Below are 20,579 nucleotides of genomic sequence, written 5' to 3'. Positions count from 1 at the left end.
CACGCCTTCCCGAGCGGCCCCCAGGGCCTCCCGGGTCCTCCCCCGGCCTCCCGAGCGACCTCCGGCCCCATGGAAACCGCCCCCCGGCCGGCAGGGGGGCCGGTCGGGGGGCGGTGCTCGGCGGGCCCGGGGCGGCGTGCTGCGGCACCCCGGGCGCGGGCGTCAGCCCTGGTGCGGGTAGGTGTAGTCGGTCGGCGCGACCAGCGTCTCCTTGATGGCCCGGGTCAGGGTCCAGCGCTGGAGGTTCTGCGGAGCGCCCGCCTTGTCGTTGGTGCCGGAGGCACGGCCGCCGCCGAAGGGCTGCTGGCCGACGACGGCGCCGGTCGACTTGTCGTTGATGTAGAAGTTGCCCGCGGCGTAGCGCAGCTTCTCCATCGTGTACGCGGCGGCGGCGCGGTCGCCCGCGATGACCGAGCCGGTGAGCGCGTAGTCGGAGACCGACTCCATCTGCTCCAGCATCGCGTCGTACTTCTCGTCCTCGTACACGTGGATCGCGAGGATCGGACCGAAGTACTCGGTCGTGAAGACCTCGTTCTCGGGGTCGGAGCACTCGATGACGGTCGGGCGGACGAAGTAGCCCACCGAGTCGTCGTAGGTGCCGCCCGCGACGATCCGGCACGCCGGGTCGGACGTCGCGCGGTCGATCGCGGCCTTGTTCTTGGCGAACGAACGCTCGTCGATGACGGCCCCGATGAAGTTCGACAGGTCGGTGACGTCGCCCATCGTGATGGAGTCGACCTCGGCCGCGAACTCCTCCTTGAAACCGGAGTTCCAGATGGAGGCCGGGACGTACGCCCGGGAGGACGCCGAGCACTTCTGGCCCTGGTACTCGAAGGAGCCGCGGGTCAGCGCGGTCTTCAGCACGGCGCGGTCGGCGCTCGGGTGCACGACGACGAAGTCCTTGCCGCCGGTCTCGCCGACGAGCCGCGGGTAGGTGCGGTAGTTGGCGATGTTGTTGCCGACCGTCTTCCACAGGTGCTGGAAGGTGGGGGTCGAGCCGGTGAAGTGGATGCCGGCCAGGTCGCGGTGGTTGAGGGCCACCTCGGAGACCGCGATGCCGTCGCCGGTGACCAGGTTGATGACGCCCTTGGGCAGACCGGCCTCCTCCAGCAGCCGCATCAGCAGCACGGCGGCGTGGGTCTGCGTCGGGGACGGCTTCCACACGACGACGTTGCCCATCAGGGCCGGGGCGGTCGGCAGGTTGCCCGCGATGGCCGTGAAGTTGAACGGCGTGATCGCGTAGACGAAGCCCTCCAGCGGGCGGTGGTCCATGCGGTTCCACACGCCCGGGGAGTTGGCCGGGGGCTGCTCGGCGAGGATCTGGCGCGCGTAGTGCACGTTGAAGCGCCAGAAGTCGACGAGCTCGCAGGGCGTGTCGATCTCGGCCTGCTGGGCGGTTTTGGACTGGCCCAGCATGGTGGAGGCGGCCAGCGTCTCGCGCCACGGGCCGGACAGCAGCTCGGCCGCGCGCAGGATGATCGCCGCGCGGTCGTCGAAGGACATCGCGCGCCAGGCCGGAGCGGCGGCGAGGGCCGCGTCGATGGCGTCCTGGGCGTCCTGCTCGGTGGCGCCGGCGAAGGTGCCGATGACGGAGCGGTGGTTGTGCGGCTGGACGACGTCGACGCGCTCGCCCGCGCCCATCCGCTTCTCGCCGCCGATGGTCATCGGCAGGTCGATCGGGTTCTGGCTGAGCTCCTTGAGCTTCGCCTCCAGGCGGGCGCGCTCCGGGGAGCCCGGGGCGTAGGAGCGGACCGGCTCGTTGACCGGAGCGGGGACCTGGGTCACAGCGTCCATGAGTGCCTTGTCTCCTTGGTGTCGGCGTGGATGGGGATCGGCGGGGGTTCTCGCGCCCCGGTTCTCAGCCCTTGGTGAGGACGGAGCGGGCGAAGAACAGCAGGTTGGCCGGCTTCTCCGCGAGGCGGCGCATGAAGTAGCCGTACCAGTCGGTGCCGTACGCCGTGTAGACGCGCATCCGGTGGCCCTCGGCCGCGAGCCGGACGTGCTCGTCGCTGCGGATGCCGTACAGCATCTGGAACTCGTACTCGTCCAGTTTGCGCCCGGCCTGCCGGCCCAGCTCCTGCGCGACGGCGATGAGGCGCGGGTCGTGCGACCCGATCATCGGGTAGCCCTCGCCCTCCATCAGGATCCGGGTGACGCGGACGTACGCCTTGTCGATCTCGGCCTTGTTCTGGTACGCGACCGAGGCGGGCTCCTTGTAGGCGCCCTTCACGATGCGGACGCGGCTGCCGGCGGCGGCCAGGCGGCGGGCGTCGGCCTCGGTGCGGAAGAGGTAGGACTGGATGACGCATCCGGTCTGCGGGAAGTCCTTCCGCAGCTCCTCGTGGATGGCGAACATCGAGTCGAGGGTGGTGTGGTCCTCGGCGTCCAGGGTGACCGTGGTGCCGATGGCGGCGGCGGCCTCGACGACCGGGCGCACGTTGGCGAGGGCCAGCTCGTGGCCGCCCTCCAGCGCCTGGCCGAACATGGAGAGCTTGACGGACATCTCGGCGCGGACGCCCAGGTCCAGGACCTTCAGCCGCTCGACGAGCTCCAGATAGGCGTCGCGGGCCGCCTCGGCCTGCGCGGGGGTGGTGATGTCCTCGCCGACGACGTCGAGGGTGACCTCCAGGCCCTTGCCGGCCGCGTCCTCGACGATCGGCACGACCTGGTCGACGCTCTCACCGGCGATGAAGCGGTCGACGACCTGCTTGGTGCCGGGCGCGGCCGAGATGAACCGGCGCATCTTGTCGCTGCGGGACGCGGCGAGAATCACGGGACCCAGCACGGGGCACCTCCACGAATGTACGGACGAGAGACCGTGACGGCACGGACGCGGACGGACCGGTACGGCACGGATGACCACCGTGAAATCTAGGGACCGCTCCGATCCTGTGCCATCGACACCTGTCACGCATCCGTGGCCGCGCTCTCAGACATCTGTCTGAAGGAATGCGAGAATGGCCGGGTGACAGGCGATTACCAGGAACTGGTCGACGAGATCTCCGCCCTCCTCGACGCCCCGGCCACCCTGGAGAACCGGGACTTCGGCCTGGTCGCCTTCGGGGCCCACGACAGCGACGACGACACGGCGATGGACCCCGTGCGCACCCGTTCCATCCTGACCCGGCGCTCCACCCCGGCCGTCCGGGCCTGGTTCGAGGGCTTCGGCATCACCCGGGCCACCGGCCCCGTCCGCATCCCGGCGGCCCCGGAGGCCGGGGTCTTCCGGGACCGGATCTGCCTGCCGGTACGCCATCGGGGCGTCGTCCTCGGCTACGTCTGGCTCCTGGACGCCGACCCCGGCCCGGCCGAAGGGCAACTGGCCGCGGCGATGGAGGTGGCCGCCCGGATCGGGGCGCTGCTCTCCGACGAGGCGCGGGCCGGGGCGGACCTCTCCCGGGAGTTCGGCGCGGTCCTCGCGGCCGGGCCGGGCCGGCAGCACGACAGCGCGGTGGCCGCGCTGCGCGAGGCGCTGGGCCGGGACGCGGAGGGGCTGCACGCCGTGGTGTGCGTGACGCCGTGGGCCGACGACACGCCCTCGGTCCGTACGGTCACGTCCGCGGCGGCCCTGGCCGCCGTCGCCCCGCCGGGCGCGGCCGGCTCCCTGTCGCTGGCGGCCCTGGTCCGGCTGCGCTCGGCCGGTCACCTGGACCCGGCCGCGAACGCCGCCGAGCGGCTGCGCTCGGCCGCCGGCGGGACCGCGACCGCCGGGATCGCCGCGCCCCGCTGGGGCCTGGACGAGCTGGCGGTGTCGTGGCGGGAGGCCACCGCCTCGGCCCGCGCCGCCCGCGCCGAGGCCCGCCTGGGCCCGGTCGCCCGGTGGTCGGCGATCGGACCGTACCGACTGCTCACCGCGCTCCCGCACCCGTCGGACGCCGCCCGTGACCAGGCCGTCGTCACGCTGCTCGCCCCGCCGCACCAGGATCTCGTCCGCACCGCCGAGACGTTCCTGGACTGCGCCGGCCAGGCGAGCCGGACCGCCGCCGAGCTGGGCATCCACCGCCAGACGCTCTACTACCGGCTCTCCCGCGTCCAGCAGATCACCGGCCTCGACCTGAACGCCGGCGAGGACCGGCTGCTGCTCCACATGGCGCTGAAGGGCGCGCGGCTCTGAGCGTGCCGCGGCCCCCGGTCTCCGGGGACGCTCGAAGCCCCCGCCGCCTCGACGGCCCCGCTACGGGCCGTCCGCCGGGTCCGGTTCGTCGACCGGCCGCGCGCTGACCAGGGCGGCCAGGACCAGCGGCGCGTCCCCGTCGCTGTGGCCGACGCCCACCGCGAACCAGCGGTCGGGCGGACCCACCGGGCCCCAGACGAGCAGATCGCCGTACAGGTCCTCGGCGAACAGCGCCGCGAACAGCGGTTCCACCCTGTTCCCCGCCTGCCACCGGAGCAGCGGAACGTGCGTGCGGACCGTGCGGTGCGGGCCCCACCCGGCGTCGAGCGCCTCGCTCAGGGCGGCCAGCCGGGCCTCGCCGGCCTCCTCCGCGTCCGTCCACTCGCCGCCGTACACCCCGCTCAGCGCGTCGCCCTCCCACAGCGGGACGATACGGAAGCCCGCGCCGGCGGTCGCCGACCACTCGCCCGTGACGGGGTCGCCCTCCGCGCGGGTGGGACCGGCCTCCGGTACGGGGGCGGCGAGCAGTTCCCCGACCTCGGCCGCCGCACGGGCCGCCGCGAACGGCTCGCCCGCACGCGAGGTCACAGGACGGCCCGGTCCATGGGGCGCGGCAGGGGGTCGAGCGCACCCGCCTCGCGCAGCCGCCGGTACGCCCGGACCACCGCCGCGCCGTCCCCCGGGGCCGCGAGGCCGAGGAGCACGCCGCCGCCGGGCAGTTCCTCGCGGGCCGCGTCCAGGTCCTCGGGTGCCAGCGCGGCCCGTGCCGGGGAGAGATAGCCGTACCGGCCGACGACCGGATCGCCGACGAGGAAGCCGCCGTCGTCCTCCAGGGCGTCGAGCACGTCGTCGTCGCTCACGTCCCCGAAGTCCGGCTCCCAGGTCCGTGCCAGGAGCGCGAGGAGCGCGTCCTCCGGGACGGCGGCGTCGTCCGGCGTGTGCAGGACGACGGCCACGGACTGGAGCAGGAACTCCGGTTCGCCTCCGGCGAGTCCGCTGACCTCGGCCTCCCAGCCGGGTGTCCCGGTGCCGACCAGCCGCAGGCCGGTGCCCGTGAGGTCCGACCAGTCCGCGGCGCTCTGCGCGGCCCGCAGAGCCGCGAGCAGGGCGTCGCCGTCGGCCGTGATGGCGTCGGCCGGTCCGCTGCTGTGGACCTGGCTCCAGTCGTCCGTCGCCTGCGGGACCAGGGCGGCGAGTCCTTCGAGGGTCTGCCGCCACCGCTCGGCCAGGGCCTCGGCCGACTCCGGCCGGGGTCCCCAGAAGCCCCGCACTACACGTCGCATGTCCGTCTCTCCTCCGTCGCCCGGCCCGTGCCGCTCCCCCGGCCGCACGGCCGGGATCACCACGCGTGCAGGCTACTCGTCGAAGGCCCCCGGTTTCCTGGTGCTGTCACCGGGCTTGGTCGGCGAGTGGACCACCCTGATCGGCAACTGCTCGTCGCGGAACGCCTTGCGGGCCGCCTTCGCGACGTCCGGATCGGAGAAGTGCCACTCCACGGTGCGCCCGCCCGACGCCTCCACCTGGGCCCGCGCCTCCGTCACGAACTTCTCCCTGCCGGACGGGGTGAGCGCGCCGCGGTCGGACTTGGACAGATAGCTGCCGTAGCCGTTCTTGGCCTCCAGGTAGGTCTGCCTGCCGGAGTCCCAGCCGTCGTACTCCACGGCCGGCTTGCCCTCCCTCGGGTGCGGTACGACGTACTCCTGGCCCCGGTTCGTCCCGGTGACCTGCTCCTGGTAGCGCAGCCACGACTCGTTCTTCCAGTTGGGCGCGGGGTTGCGGTCCCGGCTCGCCCAGAAGCCGTCGCCCGCGTCGGCGTCGCCGAGCGTGCGGTCCTTCAGGTCGTCGGCCCAGGACGGCGGGTTGTAGTTGCGCGGGTCGGAGGTGTCGTTGCGCTGCGGCTCCGGGTACTGCTTCTTGTCCAGCTCGGCCTTGCGCGCCCGCTCCGGCTCCTCCAGGCGCTTCTGCTCCAGGTGCGCGGCCCGCTCCTGCGCCCGCGCCTCGGCGGCGGCGGCCTTGGCCGCCTCGTCGCAGCCGCCCTCCGCCATAACGCTCCGGCCTCCGGAGCCAGCCGCCAGGACCCCCGTACCGGAACCGGGGACCCCACCGGCCCCTCCTCCCCCGTACCGCAGCGGGGCGGCCGGACCGGAGGCGATGACGCAGCCGGTCCTGCGGGCCGCGTCCTCGGCGCCGTCGGCCGCCTCGTCGGCCTCCTTGGCCGCCTTGCGGACTCCGTCGAGGTCGCCCGCCTCCGCCGCCTTGCGGGCCCGGCGGGCCGCCGCGCCCGCGTCGCCCGCCGCCTCGGCGATCTCGGAGGCGACCTTGCCGACCTTGCCGATCTTCCCGACCTTGCCGACGACCTTCCCGACGTTGTAGCCGGGGATGAACAGCGAGCCGATGTTCCAGATCACGTCGGTGACGGCCCGGGTCTTCTCCCCGTTGTTCCAGCGCTCGCGGACGTCGTCGCCGACGAAGACGTCGTCCGCGACGGTGCCCGCGGTGTTCACGGACGCCTTGCTCCAGTCCCAGAGCGCGCCCAGGTAGTCGCCGTCGCGCCACTTGTCGCCCGCACCGGAGGAGTCCTTCGTCCACCGGTCGCCGAGCTGACGGCCGTAGTCGGCCAGCCCGGACCAGGTCTCGGGCTTGAACAGGTCGATGATCCCGGTGATGTCGCCCCAGATCCCGTCGACCACCACGCCCTTGACGACCTGCGTGGTGCGGTCCCAGGCGCAGCCGAAGAAGCCCCAGCCGCCGCAGTCCTCCTTGTCGTCGGCCCGCTCGCCGCCGTCGCCGTCCTCGCCCTCGCCCTCGCCCTCGGCGGAGGCGGGCACGTCGTGGACGGCCTCGGGCTCCTCGGCGTCCTCGGGATAGGTGTCCTCGCCGGTGCCGGGCCGGCCCTCGTCGTCCGGGCCGCCGGTGCCGCCGCCCTCCGTACCGGCGGTGGTGCCGCCCGTACCGGAGGAACCGCCCTCCGTACCGCCGGTGCCCCCGGTGCCGGAACCGCCCTCCGTACCGCCGGTGGAGCCCGTACCGCCGGTGGCGTCGCCGCCGGAGCCGCCGGTGACCGTCGATCCAGCGTCCGCGCCGCCGGACGTACCGCCCTCGGAGGCGCCGCCCTCCGCGCCCCGGGCCGAACCGCCCTGCGCCCCACCGCTGTTCGCGCCCTCGCCGGCCTCCACGGAGCCGCTGCCGGGAGAGACGGGGCACGAGCTGCCGGTCAGCGAGCAGATCGCCGACTGGAGCCCCTCGGTGATCCGGCCGCCGAGACCGCCGACCGTCATGGCCCCGATCAGCGCGACGACGATCAGCACCAGGCCCAGGTACTCCAGGGCGGACTGGCCCCGGTCCCGGCGCCAGGTGATCATGTGCGGGAGCGAGAACTTCGGCTGCTCGCCTCGTTCGCCGGGCGGCAGCGCGAACCACGCCCGGCTCGGCGGCCGACTGAGCAGCACCAGGATCAGGACGGGCAGGACGAGCTGGGTGAACCCGTCCGGCGAACCGGACACCAGGTTGGCGGTGCCGCCGAGGATCAGCCAGACCTGGACGGCGACGATTGCCCACAGGACCCGCTTGCCACCGGTGCGCACATGCCGCGCCAGCAGCGCCGCGAGCACGCCGGGCGCGGAGGCGTACAGCAGGATGCCGAGCACTTCGGCGCCCATCGCGTCCGCGGCGAGCGCGGAGCCGGACAGGCCGACCGCGCCCAGGACCGTCGCGGCGAACAGGACGAGGAGCAGCACCCGCACCACGCCGAGCCGGCGGGGAAGTTCACGGCGGGCCGGGCCGGTCGGGGCCGGGCCGCCCGGAACGGGTATGCCACCGATAGCAGACATACGTGACCCAACCCCCGCTGCCCATGAGTGACGTGACGATGAGTCACCCTAGGGTCGGCGGACCGTGCCCGTCGTGGGCCCGTGGGCCCAACCCCGGGCCCACAACGCCTCGCGTGGCGTCGCCCGGCACGGGGCGGGGCGCACAGCGACGTACCCGGCGGCCGGACACCGCCCGGTACGGGACGGGTGTCCGGCCGCCGGGTACGGAGCGGCGGGCCGGTGGAGCGGGCCGGACCGGTGGGTGCGGCCGGCCCGGAAGGTCAGTCCGTCAGGTCCACCGAGCGGGCCGAGGCGGCGCCGATCTCGTCGGAGATCTCGTTCAGCACGGCCGGCGGGACGGTGTCGTCGACGGTGAGCACGACCAGGGCCTCGCCGCCGGCGGCGGCCCGCGAGACCTGCATGCCCGCGATGTTCAGACCGGCCTCGCCGAGGATCTTGCCGACCGCGCCGACGACGCCGGGGCGGTCCTGGTAGCGCAGGACGACCATGTGGTCGGCCAGGGCCAGGTCGACGTCGTGGTCGCCGATGGCCACGATCTTCTGGAGGTGCTTGGGTCCGGCCAGCGTGCCGGAGACCGCGACCTCCTCGCCGCCGGCGAGCGTGCCGCGCACGGTGACCACGTTGCGGTGCTCGGGCGACTCGGAGCTGGTGGTGAGGCGGACCTCGACGCCGCGCTCCTGCGCGAAGAGCGGGGCGTTGACATAGCTGACGGTCTCGTCGACGACGTCCTCGAAGACGCCCTTGAGCGCCGAGAGCTCCAGCACCTTGACGTCGTGCTGGGTGATCTCGCCGTACACCTCGACGTCGAGGCGGGCCGCGACCTCGCCCGCGAGCGCGGTGAAGATCCGGCCGAGCTTCTCGGCGAGCGGCAGACCGGGGCGCACGTCCTCGGCGATGACCCCGCCCTGGACGTTGACGGCGTCCGGGACCAGCTCGCCGGCGAGCGCGAGGCGGACGGACTTGGCGACGGCGATGCCCGCCTTCTCCTGGGCCTCGTCGGTCGAGGCGCCCAGGTGCGGGGTGCACACGACCTGGTCGAACTGGAAGAGCGGGGAGTCCGTGCAGGGCTCCTTCGCGTACACGTCGAGCCCGGCGCCGGCGACGCGGCCCTCCTTGAGCGCGGAGGCCAGCGCCTCCTCGTCCACGATGCCGCCGCGCGCGGCGTTGACGATGCGCACCGAGGGCTTGACCTTGTGCAGCGCCTCGTCACCGATCAGGCCCAGCGTCTCGGGCGTCTTGGGCAGGTGCACGGTGATGAAGTCGGCGGCCTCCAGCAGCTCGTCCAGGCTGAGGAGCTTGACGCCCATCTGCGCGGCGCGGGCCGGCTGGACGTAAGGGTCGTAGGCGACGATCTTCATGCCGAAGGCCGACATGCGCTGGGCGACCAGCACGCCGATGCGGCCGAGGCCGACGACGCCGAGGACCTTCTCGCTGAGCTCGACCCCGGTGTACTTGGACCGCTTCCACTCGCCGTTCTTGAGCGCGGTGTTGGCCTGCGGGATGTTGCGCGCGGTGGCCACCAGCAGACCGCAGGCCAGCTCGGCGGCGGTGACGATGTTGGACGTCGGGGCGTTGACGACCATCACGCCGGCCTTGGTGGCCGAGGAGACGTCGACGTTGTCCAGACCGACGCCGGCGCGGGCCACGACCCGGAGCCTCTTCGCGGCGGCGATGGCCTCGGCGTCGACCTTGGTGGCGGAGCGCACCAGGATGGCGTCGACGTCGGCGATCGCGGGGAGGAGTTCGGCGCGGTCGGCGCCGTTGCAGTGCCGGATCTCGAAATCCGGACCCAGGGCGTCGACCGTGGCGGGCGACAGCTCTTCAGCGATGAGTACGACAGGTTTCGAGCTCACGTGAGTCCTCACAAGTCCAGTGCGGACGGCCGTCCCGACGGCCGCAGGCGGTGGAGGGGCTAGCCGCGTGGTAGACGCACGACACTGTGGGCCCTGACGCGTGGTTCTGTTGAGAAGTGTAGTCATGCGGTGGGCCGTCCACTGCGCCCCGGTGGAAGGATCACCCGCACGAGGGTGGACGTGGTGTACACCGTGTGCGGCCGTCGTCCCGCCGCCGCCTCCCGCGCGTGATCCGCAGTGACACGGCGGCGCGAGGCGGGTACCGCGGAGCGGAGCGGGACGGGTGGATCAGGACCCGGCCGCCCCGCTCCCCGCCGGCTAGACCTCTTCGTCGTTCACCCAGCTCATGAGCTTGCGCAGCTCACGGCCGGTGGTCTCCAGCAGGTGGTCGCCGTCGGCCTTCTTGTACTCGTTGTACTTGGGCAGACCGTTGTGGTACTCGGCCATCCAGTTCTTGGCGAAGGTGCCGTCCTGGATCTCGGCGAGGACCTTCTTCATCTCGGCCTTGGTGGCGTCGGTGATGATCCGCGGGCCGGTGACGTAGTCGCCCCACTCGGCGGTCTCCGAGATGGACCAGCGCATCTTCTCCAGGCCGCCCTCGTACATGAGGTCGACGATGAGCTTCAGCTCGTGCAGGCACTCGAAGTACGCGATCTCCGGCTGGTAGCCGGCCTCGGTCAGCGTCTCGAAACCGGCCTTGACCAGGGCGGCGGTGCCACCGCAGAGGACGGCCTGCTCACCGAACAGGTCGGTCTCGGTCTCCTCGGTGAAGGTGGTCTTGATGACGCCGGCGCGGGTGCCGCCGATGCCCTTGGCGTACGACAGGGCGAGCGCCAGGCCGTTGCCCGAGGCGTCCTGCTCGACGGCCACGATGCACGGAACGCCGCGACCCTCCTCGTACTGGCGGCGAACCAGGTGGCCCGGGCCCTTCGGGGCGACCATGCAGACGTCGACGCCGGCCGGCGGCTTGATGAAGCCGAAGCGGATGTTCAGACCGTGGCCGAAGAACAGCGCGTCGCCGTCCTTGAGGTTGTCCTTGACGGACTCCTCGTACACCTGGGCCTGGATCGGGTCCGGGACGAGGATCATGATGACGTCGGCCTCGGCGGCGGCCTCGGCCGGGGTCACCACGCGCAGGCCCTGCTCCTCGGCCTTGGCCTTGGACTTCGAGCCCTCGTGCAGACCGACGCGGACGTCGACGCCGGAGTCGCGGAGCGACAGCGCGTGGGCGTGGCCCTGGCTGCCGTAGCCGAGGACCGCGACCTTGCGGCCCTGGATGATGGACAGGTCGGCATCGGCGTCGTAGAACAGCTCGGCCACTGGGTCTTCTCCTTGGTGTGCAGGTGTTGCGTCCCACCGTACGGCGGGGTGCGTCGTGTGCGTTGTCAGGTCTCGCCATGCGAGCGCGGCGGACGGCCGCCCGCCCGGGGCCGGCCGCTCAGGCCGATCGGTCGAGCGCGCGCAGGGAGCGGTCGGTGATCGAGCGCGCGCCGCGCCCTAGGGCGATGGTGCCGGACTGGACGAGCTCCTTGATGCCGTACTGCTCCAGCATCTTGAGCATGGCCTCCAGCTTGTCGGCCCCTCCGGTCGCCTCGATCGTGACCGCCTCCGGGGAGACGTCCACGGTCTTGGCGCGGAACAGCTGGACGATCTCGACGATCTGGGAGCGGGTCTCGCTGTCGGCGCGCACCTTCACCAGGACGAGCTCCCGCTGGATCGCGGCGGCGGGCTCGAGTTCGACGATCTTCAGGACGTTGACCAGCTTGTTGAGCTGCTTGGTCACCTGCTCCAGTGGCAGGTCCTCGACATTCACGACGATGGTGATGCGGGAGATGTCGGGGTGTTCGGTGGTACCGACCGCGAGCGAGTCGATGTTGAAGCCGCGTCGGGAGAACAGGGCGGTGATCCGGGCGAGGACACCGGGCTTGTTCTCGACCAGGACGGAGAGTGTGTGCTTTTCGGACATGGAGGCGGTCTCTCTCTGTCTCTCAGTCTTCGTTGTCGCCGAAGTCGGGGCGGACGCCGCGTGCGGCCTGGACCTCGTCGTTGGAGGTGCCGGCGGCGACCATCGGCCAGACCATGGCGTCCTCGTGGACGATGAAGTCGATCACGACCGGGCGGTCGTTGACGGAGTTGGCCTCTTCGATGACCTTGTCCAGGTCGGCCGGGTCCTCGCAGCGGATCGCGTAGCAGCCCATGGCCTCGGACAGCTTGACGAAGTCCGGGACGCGGGTGCCCTTGGCCGGAGCGCCGTCGGTGTCCGATCCGCAGTGCAGCACGGTGTTGGAGTAGCGCTGGTTGTAGAAGAGGGTCTGCCACTGGCGGACCATCCCGAGGGCGCCGTTGTTGATGATCGCGACCTTGATCGGGATGTTGTTGAGCGCGCAGGTGGTCAGTTCCTGGTTGGTCATCTGGAAGCAGCCGTCGCCGTCGATCGCCCAGACCGTGCGGTCGGGCCGGCCGGCCTTCGCGCCCATCGCGGCCGGGACCGCGTAGCCCATGGTCCCCGCGCCGCCGCTGTTGAGCCAGGTGGCGGGCTCCTCGTAGTCGATGAAGTGGGAGGCCCACATCTGGTGCTGGCCGACGCCCGCCGCGAAGATCGTGCCCTCGGGGGCGAGCTTGCCGATGCGCTGGATGACCTGCTGCGGGGAGAGGCTGCCGTCCTCGGGCAGGTCGTAGCCGAGGGGGTAGGTGTCGCGCCAGCGGTTGAGGTCCTTCCACCAGGCGGTGTAGTCGCCGGCCCCGCTCTCGGTGTGCTCCGCCTGGACCGCCTGGACCAGGTCGGCCAGGACCTCGCGGGCGTCGCCCACGATCGGGACGTCGGCGGTGCGGTTCTTGCCGATCTCGGCGGGGTCGATGTCGGCGTGGACGACCTTGGCGTACGGGGCGAAGCTGTCCAGCTTGCCGGTGACGCGGTCGTCGAAACGGGCGCCGAGGGCGACGATCAGGTCGGCCTTCTGGAGCGCGGTGACGGCAGTGACCGAACCGTGCATGCCCGGCATGCCCACGTGCAGCGGGTGGCTGTCGGGGAAGGCGCCGAGCGCCATGAGGGTGGTGGTGACGGGCGCGCCGGTCAGCTCCGCGAGGACCTTCAGCTCGGCGGTGGCGCCGGCCTTGAGGACGCCGCCGCCGACGTACAGCACCGGACGCCGGGAGTGCGTGATCAGCTTGGCGGCCTCGCGGATCTGCTTGGCGTGCGGCTTGGTGACCGGGCGGTAGCCGGGCAGGTCCTGGGTGGGCGGCCAGCTGAACGTGGTCCGGGCCTGGAGGGCGTCCTTGGCGATGTCGACGAGGACCGGTCCGGGGCGGCCGGTGGAGGCGATGTGGAAGGCCTCGGCGATGGTGTGCGGGATGTCCTCGGCCTTGGTGACCAGGAAGTTGTGCTTGGTGACCGGCATCGTGATGCCGCAGATGTCGGCTTCCTGGAAGGCGTCGGTGCCGATGGCCTTGGAGGCGACCTGGCCGGTGATCGCGACCAGCGGGACGGAGTCCATGTGCGCGTCGGCGATCGGGGTGACCAGGTTGGTGGCGCCGGGGCCGGAGGTGGCCATGCAGACGCCGACCTTGCCGGTGGCCTGCGCGTACCCCGTGGCGGCGTGGCCCGCGCCCTGCTCGTGGCGGACCAGGACGTGGCGGACCCGGGTGGAGTCCATCATCGGGTCGTAGGCGGGGAGGATCGCGCCGCCGGGAATGCCGAATACGGTGTCGGCGCCGACTTCCTCGAGAGAGCGGATGAGGGACTGCGCGCCCGTGACGTGCTCAACGGTGGCGGAGGACGGTCCGCCGCTACGGGCGCGCGGCTGCGGGTGGTGGGCCCCGGTGGCCTGCTCGGTCATCGGCATTCTCTTCTCGAAGCTGAGGGTTTTCGCGGGTGTTTTTCGCGGGCGTTTTGCAGCGGTTTGAGAGGTGTCAGTGCAACAAAAAACCCCTCGTGCCGTGAGGCAAGCGAGGGGAGCGCGCCGGGTGCGGTCGCAGAGTGCCGTGCAAGGACTCCGCTTCAGCCGACGCGCTTTTCAAGTACGAGAATTCGGGTGCGCATGGCATTGACCCTCTCTCCGGCACGCATGACGTGTCAAGTGGGTGGGACGGGCGTCTCACCATGTGATCCGGTGAGCAGCGGAATCGAGCCGCCCGCCATCACCGGCCGGGCGCTCGGCACACCGGGCACGGGGAACTGCCCGCGCACCAGCGCGCGGCGCAGCCGGTACTCGTCGAGCGGGCCCGAGAAGGCCATGCCCTGGCCGTGCGTGCAGCCCATGGCCCGCAGGGCGAGCACCTGCTCCGGAACGTCGACGCCGTCCGCGACGGACTGCAGGCCCAGGTCGCAGGCGATCCGCAGCAGACCGCTGGTGATCTTGTGCAGTCTGGCCGATTCGACCACCCCCTCCACGAGGCACCGGTCCAGCTTGAGGACGTCGATGGGGAGCCGGCGCAGTGCGTTGATCGCGGCGAAGCCGCTGCCGAAGCCGTCGAGCGCGATCCGTACGCCGAGCCTGCGCAACGCCACCAGACGTCGTTCCAGGTCGTCGAAGGAGACCCGGGGGTCGCTGTCGGCGACCTCGATCATCAGGGCGCCGGACGGCAGCCCGTGGCGGGTCAGCAGCGCCTCGATCGACCCGAAGGGCGGGGCCTGGTCCAGCAGCCGGCCGGCCGACAGCCGTACGGAGACGGCGACCGGGTGCCCGGCCCTGGCCCGGTCGGCGGCCTGGGAGACGGCCTCCTCCAGGAGCCAGCGGCCGAGCTCGGCGGTGCGCTCGTCGTCGCCGCCGACGCGCAGGAACTCGGCAGGGGTGAAGAGGATGCCCTGGGCGGAGCGCCAGCGGGCCTGGGCCGCGACGGCCGCCACCGACCCGCTGGCGAGGTGGACGACGGGCTGGTGGAGCAGGGCGAACTCGCCTTCGCGCAGTGCGGTGCGCAGCCGGGTGGCCAGCTCGGAGCGGCGGACGACGTCGGCCTGCATCTGCGGGGCGTACAGCTCGACGCGGTCCTTGCCGCCCGCCTTGGCTCGGTACATCGCGAGGTCCGCGTTGCGCATCAGGTCGGTGGGGCTGATGGCGGGCTCGGCGAAGGCGACGCCGATGGAGGCGGCCACCCGGACCTCGCTGGCGCCGATCCGGTAGGGCTGGGAGAGGGTGAGGCGCAGCCGCTCGGCGATCTCGTGGACCTGGTACTCCCGGGCGCCCTGGTCGCGGGTGCCGTCGCCGATGATGAGCGCGGCGAACTCGTCGCCGCCGAGGCGGGCGGCGGTGTCCCCGGCCCGGACGGAGTCCTGGAGGCGGCGGGCGGCCTGGATGAGCAGTTCGTCGCCCGCCTGGTGGCCGATGGTGTCGTTGACGGCCTTGAAGCCGTCGAGGTCGATGAAGAGCACGGCGGTGCCGGGGTCCGCGGCCCTCCGGCCGCCGAGCGCCTGGCGCACGCGGGCGGTGAACAGCGCCCGGTTGGGCAGGTCGGTGAGCGGGTCGTGCTCGGCGTTGTGCTGCAACTGGGCCTGGAGCCGTACGCGTTCGGTGACGTCCCGGCTGTTGAGGAGCAGGCCGCCCTGGTGGCGGTTGACGGTGGACTCGACGTTGAGCCAGTCGCCCGTGCCGGAGCGGAAGCGGCACTCGATGCGGGTGGTGGGCTCCTCGTGGGGCGGGGCGGTCAGGAAGCGGCGCAGTTCGTGGACGACGCGGCCGAGGTCGTCGGGGTGGATGATCGAGGAGAGCTCGGAACCGACGAGATCGTCCGCCTCCCGCCCGTAGACCCCTGCGGCGGCCGGGCTGACGTAGCGCAGGGTGCCGCTCGGGGCGGCGATCATGATGACGTCGCTGGATCCCTGCACCAGCGAGCGGAAGTGGTTCTCCTTCTGGGCCAGTTCCTGGGTGAGGGCGATGTTGTCCAGGAGCATGATGCCCTGCCGGACGACCAGGGCGAGGGCGACCGTGCAGCCGGTGACGACGACGACCCGGTCCACCCGGCGGTCCTCGATGACGTTGTACAGGATGCCCAGGGTGCAGACGGCCGCGGCGAGGTACGGCGTCAGCGCGGCCAGTGATCCGGCGATCGGGCGGCTGGTCATGGCGCGGGGCGGGGCGGGGCTCTTGACCTCGGAGCCCCGTCGCCGGGCGCCCCAGGGGGCGTAGGCGAGGAGCAGCGACCCGGCGAACCAGCCCGCGTCGAGCAACTGGCCGGAGGCGTACGTGGAGCGCAGCAGCGGCGAGGTGAACACCGCGTCGCTCAGCACGGTCAGCGCGAGGGCGGCGATGGCGGTGTTCACCGCGGAGCGGTTGACGCCCGCCCGGCGGAAGTGCAGCGCGAGCACCATGGAGACGAGCACGATGTCGAGCAGCGGGTAGGCGAGGGAGAGCGCGGCGGGAGCGACGCCGGCGCCCGTCTCCTGGGCTCCCGCCAGGTCCGCCGTGTGGGCGAGGGCGAGGCTCCAGGCGAGCGTCAGCAGGGAGCCGCCGATCAGCCAGGCGTCCAGGCCGAGGCAGACCCAGCCGGCCCGGGTGACGGGGCGCTTGGCCAGCACGAGCAGGCCCACGATGGCGGGCGGCGCGAAGCAGAGGAAGAAGACGTCGGCCGGTGAGGGTGTGGGCACGGGGACGCCGAGCACCACCTCGTACCAGCCCCAGACCGCGTTCCCGCAGGCGGCCATGAGCGAGGAGAGGGACAGCAGCAGCCAGGCGGGGCGCAGGCGGCGTCCGCACTCCCGGGCGTACAGGAAGCAGGAGACGGCGGCGATCAACGCCGCCACGGCGAGGCCGAAGTCCCCCATGACGAGGGCCAGTCGGGGCGAGCCCCAGCCGAGCGCCGCGCCCACGGAGTATGCCGCGCAGACGAGGCCGAGCAGGATGCGGGAGCGCAGGCCCGGGGCGGAGGCGGACTGCGGCGCGAGCAGGGCCCCCAGCGCGCTCACCGGAAGGCCCCCCGTCCCGGGTCCGCGAGCGCCCGGCATCCCGCGGCCGGACGCCCGGCGGGGCCCGTCCGGCGGCGCGCCGCGCGCATCGGGGCGTACGGCGCGAGGGGCCTCGGCCGCTTCCGTCCGAGGGGGGAATCCGGCCATCGGCGGGTGGAGCGCACCCCGGCGGCGCGTGAGGTCCGCAGCCCGCTCCGCCGCGTCGAATCGTCTCTCCATGAACAGCACATCGCCCGTCGCCCCCTAGCGTTCCGGTGCTCCCCCGACGCCGTCCCTGCACGGCGCGGCTCCCCGTGCGGACGATACACCAGGTTCGTCACTCAGGGCCATAGCTTCTCTACGCTCCGTGACGAAAGCCGAGGTGGGCGGCACTGTGCGCACGGTGACCGCCCCGTAGCGTGGCCGTCCGGACCTCTCAGCCGGTGACATGGACGAGGTTGTCCAACGGCTCCCCGGCGGCGAACCGGGTGAGCTGGCGGGCCAGCAGCCTCCGGGCGCGCGGCCGGAACGCCGAGGTGCTGCCGCCGACATGGGGCGTGATCAGGACGTTCCGAGCATGCCAGAGAGAGTGGCCCGCGGGCAGGGGTTCGGGGTCGGTCACGTCGAGTGCCGCCCGCAGCCGCCCGGAGTCGAGTTCGGCCACCAGGGCGTCGGTGTCCACGACCGGGCCCCGGGCGACGTTGACCAGCAGGGCGCCGTCCCGCATGGCGGCGAGGAAGCGGGCGTCCACCAGCCCCCGTGTGGAGGGGTTCAGCGGAGTGGACAGGACGACGACGTCGGCCTCGGGCAGCAGGGCGGGCAGTTCGTCGAGCGGGTGCACCGGACCGCGCGCGGTGGTCCGCGCGGAGCGCGCGACGCGTGCGACCCGCGCGCACTCGAAGGGTTCGAGCCGGTCCTCGACGGCCGCTCCGATGGAGCCGTATCCCACGATGAGCACGGACTTGTCGGCGAGGGCGGGGTAGAAGCCGGAGTGCCACTCCTGTGCCTGCTGCCCCCGCACGAACCGCGGGACTCCGCGCAGCGAGGCCAGGATCAGGGTGAGCGCCAACTCGGCGGTGGACGCGTCGTGGACCCCCTTCGCGTTGCACAGGCGTACGCCGGCGGGCAGCAGGTCCAGGCCCGGCTCCACGTGGTCGATGCCGGCGGTGAGCGTCTGGACCACCTGGACGGCGCTCATCGCGCCGAGCGGGCGCTGTGACGTGTCGGCGCCCTTCATGTACGGGACGACGTAGAAGGCGCAACGGGCGGGGTCGCCGGGGTAGTCGGGGCCGCCGTCCCAGAAGAGGGGTTCGAGCCCCGGGGGCAGTTCGCCGATCTCGTCGGCGGTGAAGGGCATCCACACGGTGTCGGCCGCCGTGCCGCCGGTCGCAGAAGTCATGGTCGCGAGGCTATGCGACCGCGTGCGCGCCCCACAGGACGGCTGCGCGGAGGGCCGGCGGAGGCAGAGGTTACTTTGGGGTGCGGTTCGGCCCGGTGACGGCGGGCACGAGGGAGGGTTCGGGGAGTTGGAGCGCAGGACTATCGGGGCGGCGGGGCTCGCCGTGGGAGCGGTCGGGCTGGGGTGCATGCCGATGAGCTGGGGTTACAGCGCGTCGCAGCAGCGCGGTGACCGTTCGGTGCGGACGGTGCACGCGGCGCTCGATGCGGGTGTCCGGCTGCTCGACACCGCGGACATGTACGGGCCGTTCACCAACGAGCTCCTGGTGGGCCGGGCGCTGAAGGGACGTCGCCCGGAGGCGTTCGTCTCGACCAAGTGCGGTCTGCTGGTGGGTGATCAGCACATCGTGGCCAACGGGCGGCCCGGATACGTGCGGCGGGCGTGCGACGCGTCGTTGCGGCGGCTGCAGACGGATGTGATCGACCTCTACCAGCTGCACCGGGCCGACCCGGAGGTTCCCGTGGAGGAGACCTGGGGCGCGATGGCGGAGCTGGTCACGGCCGGCAAGGTGCGGTCGCTCGGGTTGTGCGCGGTGGGGGCGCGGGCCCCGCGCCGGTCGGGCGCCGGGCCGCATGCCGGAACGATCCGGCAGTTGGAGCGGGTGCAGCAGGTCTTCCCGGTCAGTGCCGTCGAGGCGGAGCTGTCGGTGTGGTCGCCCGAGGCGCTGGCGGAGCTGCTGCCGTGGTGCGCGGCGCGCGGCGTGGGCCTGCTGGCGGCGATGCCGCTGGGCAGCGGGTACCTGACCGGGACGCTGAAGCCGGGGCAGGGGTTCGAGCCGGACGATCTGCGCGCCCGCCACCCGCGGTTCACGGCGGAGATGATGGCGGCGAACCAGCCGGTGGTGGCCGGGCTGCGGCGGATCGCGGAGCGGCACGGCGCGAGCGTGGCCCAGGTGGCGCTCGCGTGGGTGTTGGCGCAGGGCCCGCACGTGGTGGCGGTGCCGGGGGCGAAACAGGAGCGGTGGGCGGTGGAGAACGCCGGGGCCGCGAACCTGGTGCTGGACACGGGGGATCTGGCGGAGATCGCCGGGCTGCCCCGGGCGCGCGGGTCGTGGGACTGAGCGGGCGGCGGGACGCTCGCCTGCCGGGCGGGCGTTCGCGTACCGGGTGTGCGCGGGCGTTCCGGCGAGGCGCGGTGGCCGTCGTGGCGCGCCCGGCGCAGACTGCGGGACAGCCCTTGAGTCAGGCAGGCGTCGAAAGGATCGGTTCAGTGCGCGGTGCTGTGTTCGGATCAGTTCAGTCCCCCGCGGTGCGCAGAGGGGCGGTCGCCGCCCTGGCGGCGGCGTCGCTGCTGCTGTCGGCCGGGTGCTCCTCCGACGGCGGGTCGGGGAGCTCGGCGGGCGGGGGCGCGTCGGATCGGCCGGCGGCCTCGAATGCCTCCACCTCCCCTGCCTCCCCGGGCCCGTCGGTCGCGTCGGCGCCCGCGAAGGGGTCGGCGAGGGTCGTCCGGACGCTGGCGGAGGGCCTGAAGACGCCGTGGGGACTGGCCGCGCTGCCGGGTGGCGACCTGCTGGTCGGCTCGCGCGACGAGGGGACGATCCACCGGATCGACGGCGAGAGCGGCAAGCAGGCGCTGCTGGGTTCGGTGCCGGGGGTGTCGCCGGCGGGCGAGGGCGGTCTGCTGGGGCTGGCCGTCCCCTCGACGTTCGGCGCCGACCAGCTGGTGTACGCCTACGTCACCACCGCCTCGGACAACCGGATCGTCCGGATGCAGTACGACGAGGCGCGTCCGGCGGGCCAGCAGCTCGGAGCGCCGGACACCATCCTGCGGGGCATCCCGAAGGGCACCATCCACAACGGCGGCCGGATCGCGTTCGGCCCGGACCGGATGCTGTACGCGGGCACGGGCGAGACCGGGGACAGCGGGCTGGCGCAGGACAAGAAGTCGCTGGCGGGCAAGATCCTGCGGATGACGCCGGACGGCGAGCCGGTGCGCGGCAACCCGGAGGCGGACTCGGTGGTGTACTCCTACGGGCACCGCAATGTGCAGGGGCTGGCCTGGGACGCCGAGAAGCGGCTGTGGGCGGCCGAGTTCGGCCAGAACACCTGGGACGAGCTGAACCTGATCGTGGCCGGCGGCAACTACGGGTGGCCCGAGGTCGAGGGCAAGCGGGGCGAGCGGGGGTTCATCGACCCGGTCGCCGAGTGGCGGACGTCCCAGGCGTCGCCCAGCGGCATCGCGTACGCCGAGGGCTCGATCTGGATGGCCGCGCTGCGCGGTCAGCGGCTCTGGCGGATCCCGCTCTCCTCCTCGGACACGGAACCATCCGCCGCCCCCCAGTCGTTCTTCGAGGAGAGGTACGGCCGTCTGCGCACCGTGGCGAGTGCGGGGGGCGACCGCGTGTGGGTGACCACCAGCAATACGGACGGCCGGGGGACTCCGAAGCCGGGGGACGACAGGATCCTGCTGGTGGAAGTGGGGTAGGAGCACCACCGAGCAGGATGCC

Annotated in this window: 14 protein-coding genes; 3 read left to right on the top strand and 11 right to left on the bottom strand. The window is 72.8% G+C overall.

Annotation, left to right across the window (positions count from 1 at the left end; all coding sequences use genetic code 11):
• Nucleotides 1–162: 162 nt before the first annotated feature.
• Nucleotides 163–1,794, bottom strand: coding sequence for an L-glutamate gamma-semialdehyde dehydrogenase (gene pruA, locus EES43_RS21655; protein WP_124270252.1), 1,632 nt, complete (start codon nt 1,792–1,794; stop codon nt 163–165).
• A 64-nt stretch (nt 1,795–1,858) separates the two neighbouring features.
• The gene (locus tag EES43_RS21650) at nt 1,859–2,785 is read right to left on the bottom strand and encodes a proline dehydrogenase family protein (protein ID WP_124270251.1); all 927 of its coding nucleotides are present in this window, start codon (nt 2,783–2,785) and stop codon (nt 1,859–1,861) included.
• A 180-nt stretch (nt 2,786–2,965) separates the two neighbouring features.
• Between EES43_RS21650 and EES43_RS21645 the strand changes: the two genes are divergently transcribed.
• Nucleotides 2,966–4,114: a PucR family transcriptional regulator gene (locus tag EES43_RS21645; RefSeq protein ID WP_124270250.1), complete on the top strand. Its 1,149-nt coding sequence runs from the start codon at nt 2,966–2,968 to the stop codon at nt 4,112–4,114.
• A 60-nt stretch (nt 4,115–4,174) separates the two neighbouring features.
• Here EES43_RS21645 and EES43_RS21640 read toward each other — a convergent pair whose 3' ends face one another.
• The 9 genes from EES43_RS21640 to EES43_RS21600 all read right to left on the bottom strand — a co-directional run bounded on the left by EES43_RS21640 (nt 4,175) and on the right by EES43_RS21600 (nt 18,073).
• Nucleotides 4,175–4,702 carry a hypothetical protein gene (locus EES43_RS21640; protein ID WP_124270249.1) on the bottom strand — a complete coding sequence of 176 codons (528 nt, stop codon included), beginning with the start codon at nt 4,700–4,702 and terminating at the stop codon, nt 4,175–4,177.
• Complete coding sequence (locus EES43_RS21635) at nt 4,699–5,397, bottom strand: hypothetical protein (RefSeq protein ID WP_124270248.1); 699 nt, start codon at nt 5,395–5,397, stop codon at nt 4,699–4,701. Before EES43_RS21635 ends, EES43_RS21640 begins: the two co-directional genes overlap by 4 nt.
• Before the next feature lie 72 nt (nt 5,398–5,469).
• Entirely contained in the window at nt 5,470–7,944 is a 2,475-nt protein-coding gene (locus EES43_RS21630) for a Tox-REase-5 domain-containing protein (RefSeq protein ID WP_124270247.1), read from the bottom strand.
• Nucleotides 7,945–8,204: 260 nt separating this feature from the next.
• Nucleotides 8,205–9,797: a phosphoglycerate dehydrogenase gene (gene serA / locus EES43_RS21625; RefSeq protein WP_124270246.1), complete on the bottom strand. Its 1,593-nt coding sequence runs from the start codon at nt 9,795–9,797 to the stop codon at nt 8,205–8,207.
• 318 nt (nt 9,798–10,115) lie between these two features.
• A complete protein-coding gene (gene ilvC / locus EES43_RS21620; protein ID WP_124270245.1) occupies nt 10,116–11,117 on the bottom strand; it encodes a ketol-acid reductoisomerase in 1,002 nt (333 codons plus the stop codon).
• 118 nt (nt 11,118–11,235) lie between these two features.
• A complete protein-coding gene (gene ilvN / locus EES43_RS21615; protein ID WP_124270244.1) occupies nt 11,236–11,763 on the bottom strand; it encodes an acetolactate synthase small subunit in 528 nt (175 codons plus the stop codon).
• A 22-nt stretch (nt 11,764–11,785) separates the two neighbouring features.
• Entirely contained in the window at nt 11,786–13,639 is a 1,854-nt protein-coding gene (locus EES43_RS21610; RefSeq protein WP_124270243.1) for an acetolactate synthase large subunit, read from the bottom strand.
• Nucleotides 13,640–13,869: 230 nt separating this feature from the next.
• Nucleotides 13,870–16,695: a putative bifunctional diguanylate cyclase/phosphodiesterase gene (locus EES43_RS21605; RefSeq protein ID WP_124270242.1), complete on the bottom strand. Its 2,826-nt coding sequence runs from the start codon at nt 16,693–16,695 to the stop codon at nt 13,870–13,872.
• Nucleotides 16,696–17,110: 415 nt separating this feature from the next.
• Nucleotides 17,111–18,073, bottom strand: coding sequence for a 2-hydroxyacid dehydrogenase (locus tag EES43_RS21600; RefSeq protein ID WP_124270241.1), 963 nt, complete (start codon nt 18,071–18,073; stop codon nt 17,111–17,113).
• Nucleotides 18,074–18,236: 163 nt separating this feature from the next.
• Between EES43_RS21600 and EES43_RS21595 the strand changes: the two genes are divergently transcribed.
• Together EES43_RS21595 and EES43_RS21590 are read left to right on the top strand one after the other, a co-directional pair.
• Nucleotides 18,237–19,193 (top strand): aldo/keto reductase, encoded by a 957-nt coding sequence (locus EES43_RS21595; protein ID WP_124272097.1) that lies wholly within the window; start codon nt 18,237–18,239, stop codon nt 19,191–19,193.
• 149 nt (nt 19,194–19,342) lie between these two features.
• The gene (locus tag EES43_RS21590; RefSeq protein WP_124270240.1) at nt 19,343–20,557 is read left to right on the top strand and encodes a PQQ-dependent sugar dehydrogenase; all 1,215 of its coding nucleotides are present in this window, start codon (nt 19,343–19,345) and stop codon (nt 20,555–20,557) included.
• Nucleotides 20,558–20,579 lie beyond the last annotated feature (22 nt).

Source organism: Streptomyces sp. ADI96-02 (assembly GCF_003846185.1).
Taxonomy (GTDB): Bacteria; Actinomycetota; Actinomycetes; order Streptomycetales; family Streptomycetaceae; genus Streptomyces.
The sequence above is the reverse complement of the archived record's forward strand: the minus strand, read 5'-3'. Positions and strand labels throughout refer to the sequence as shown.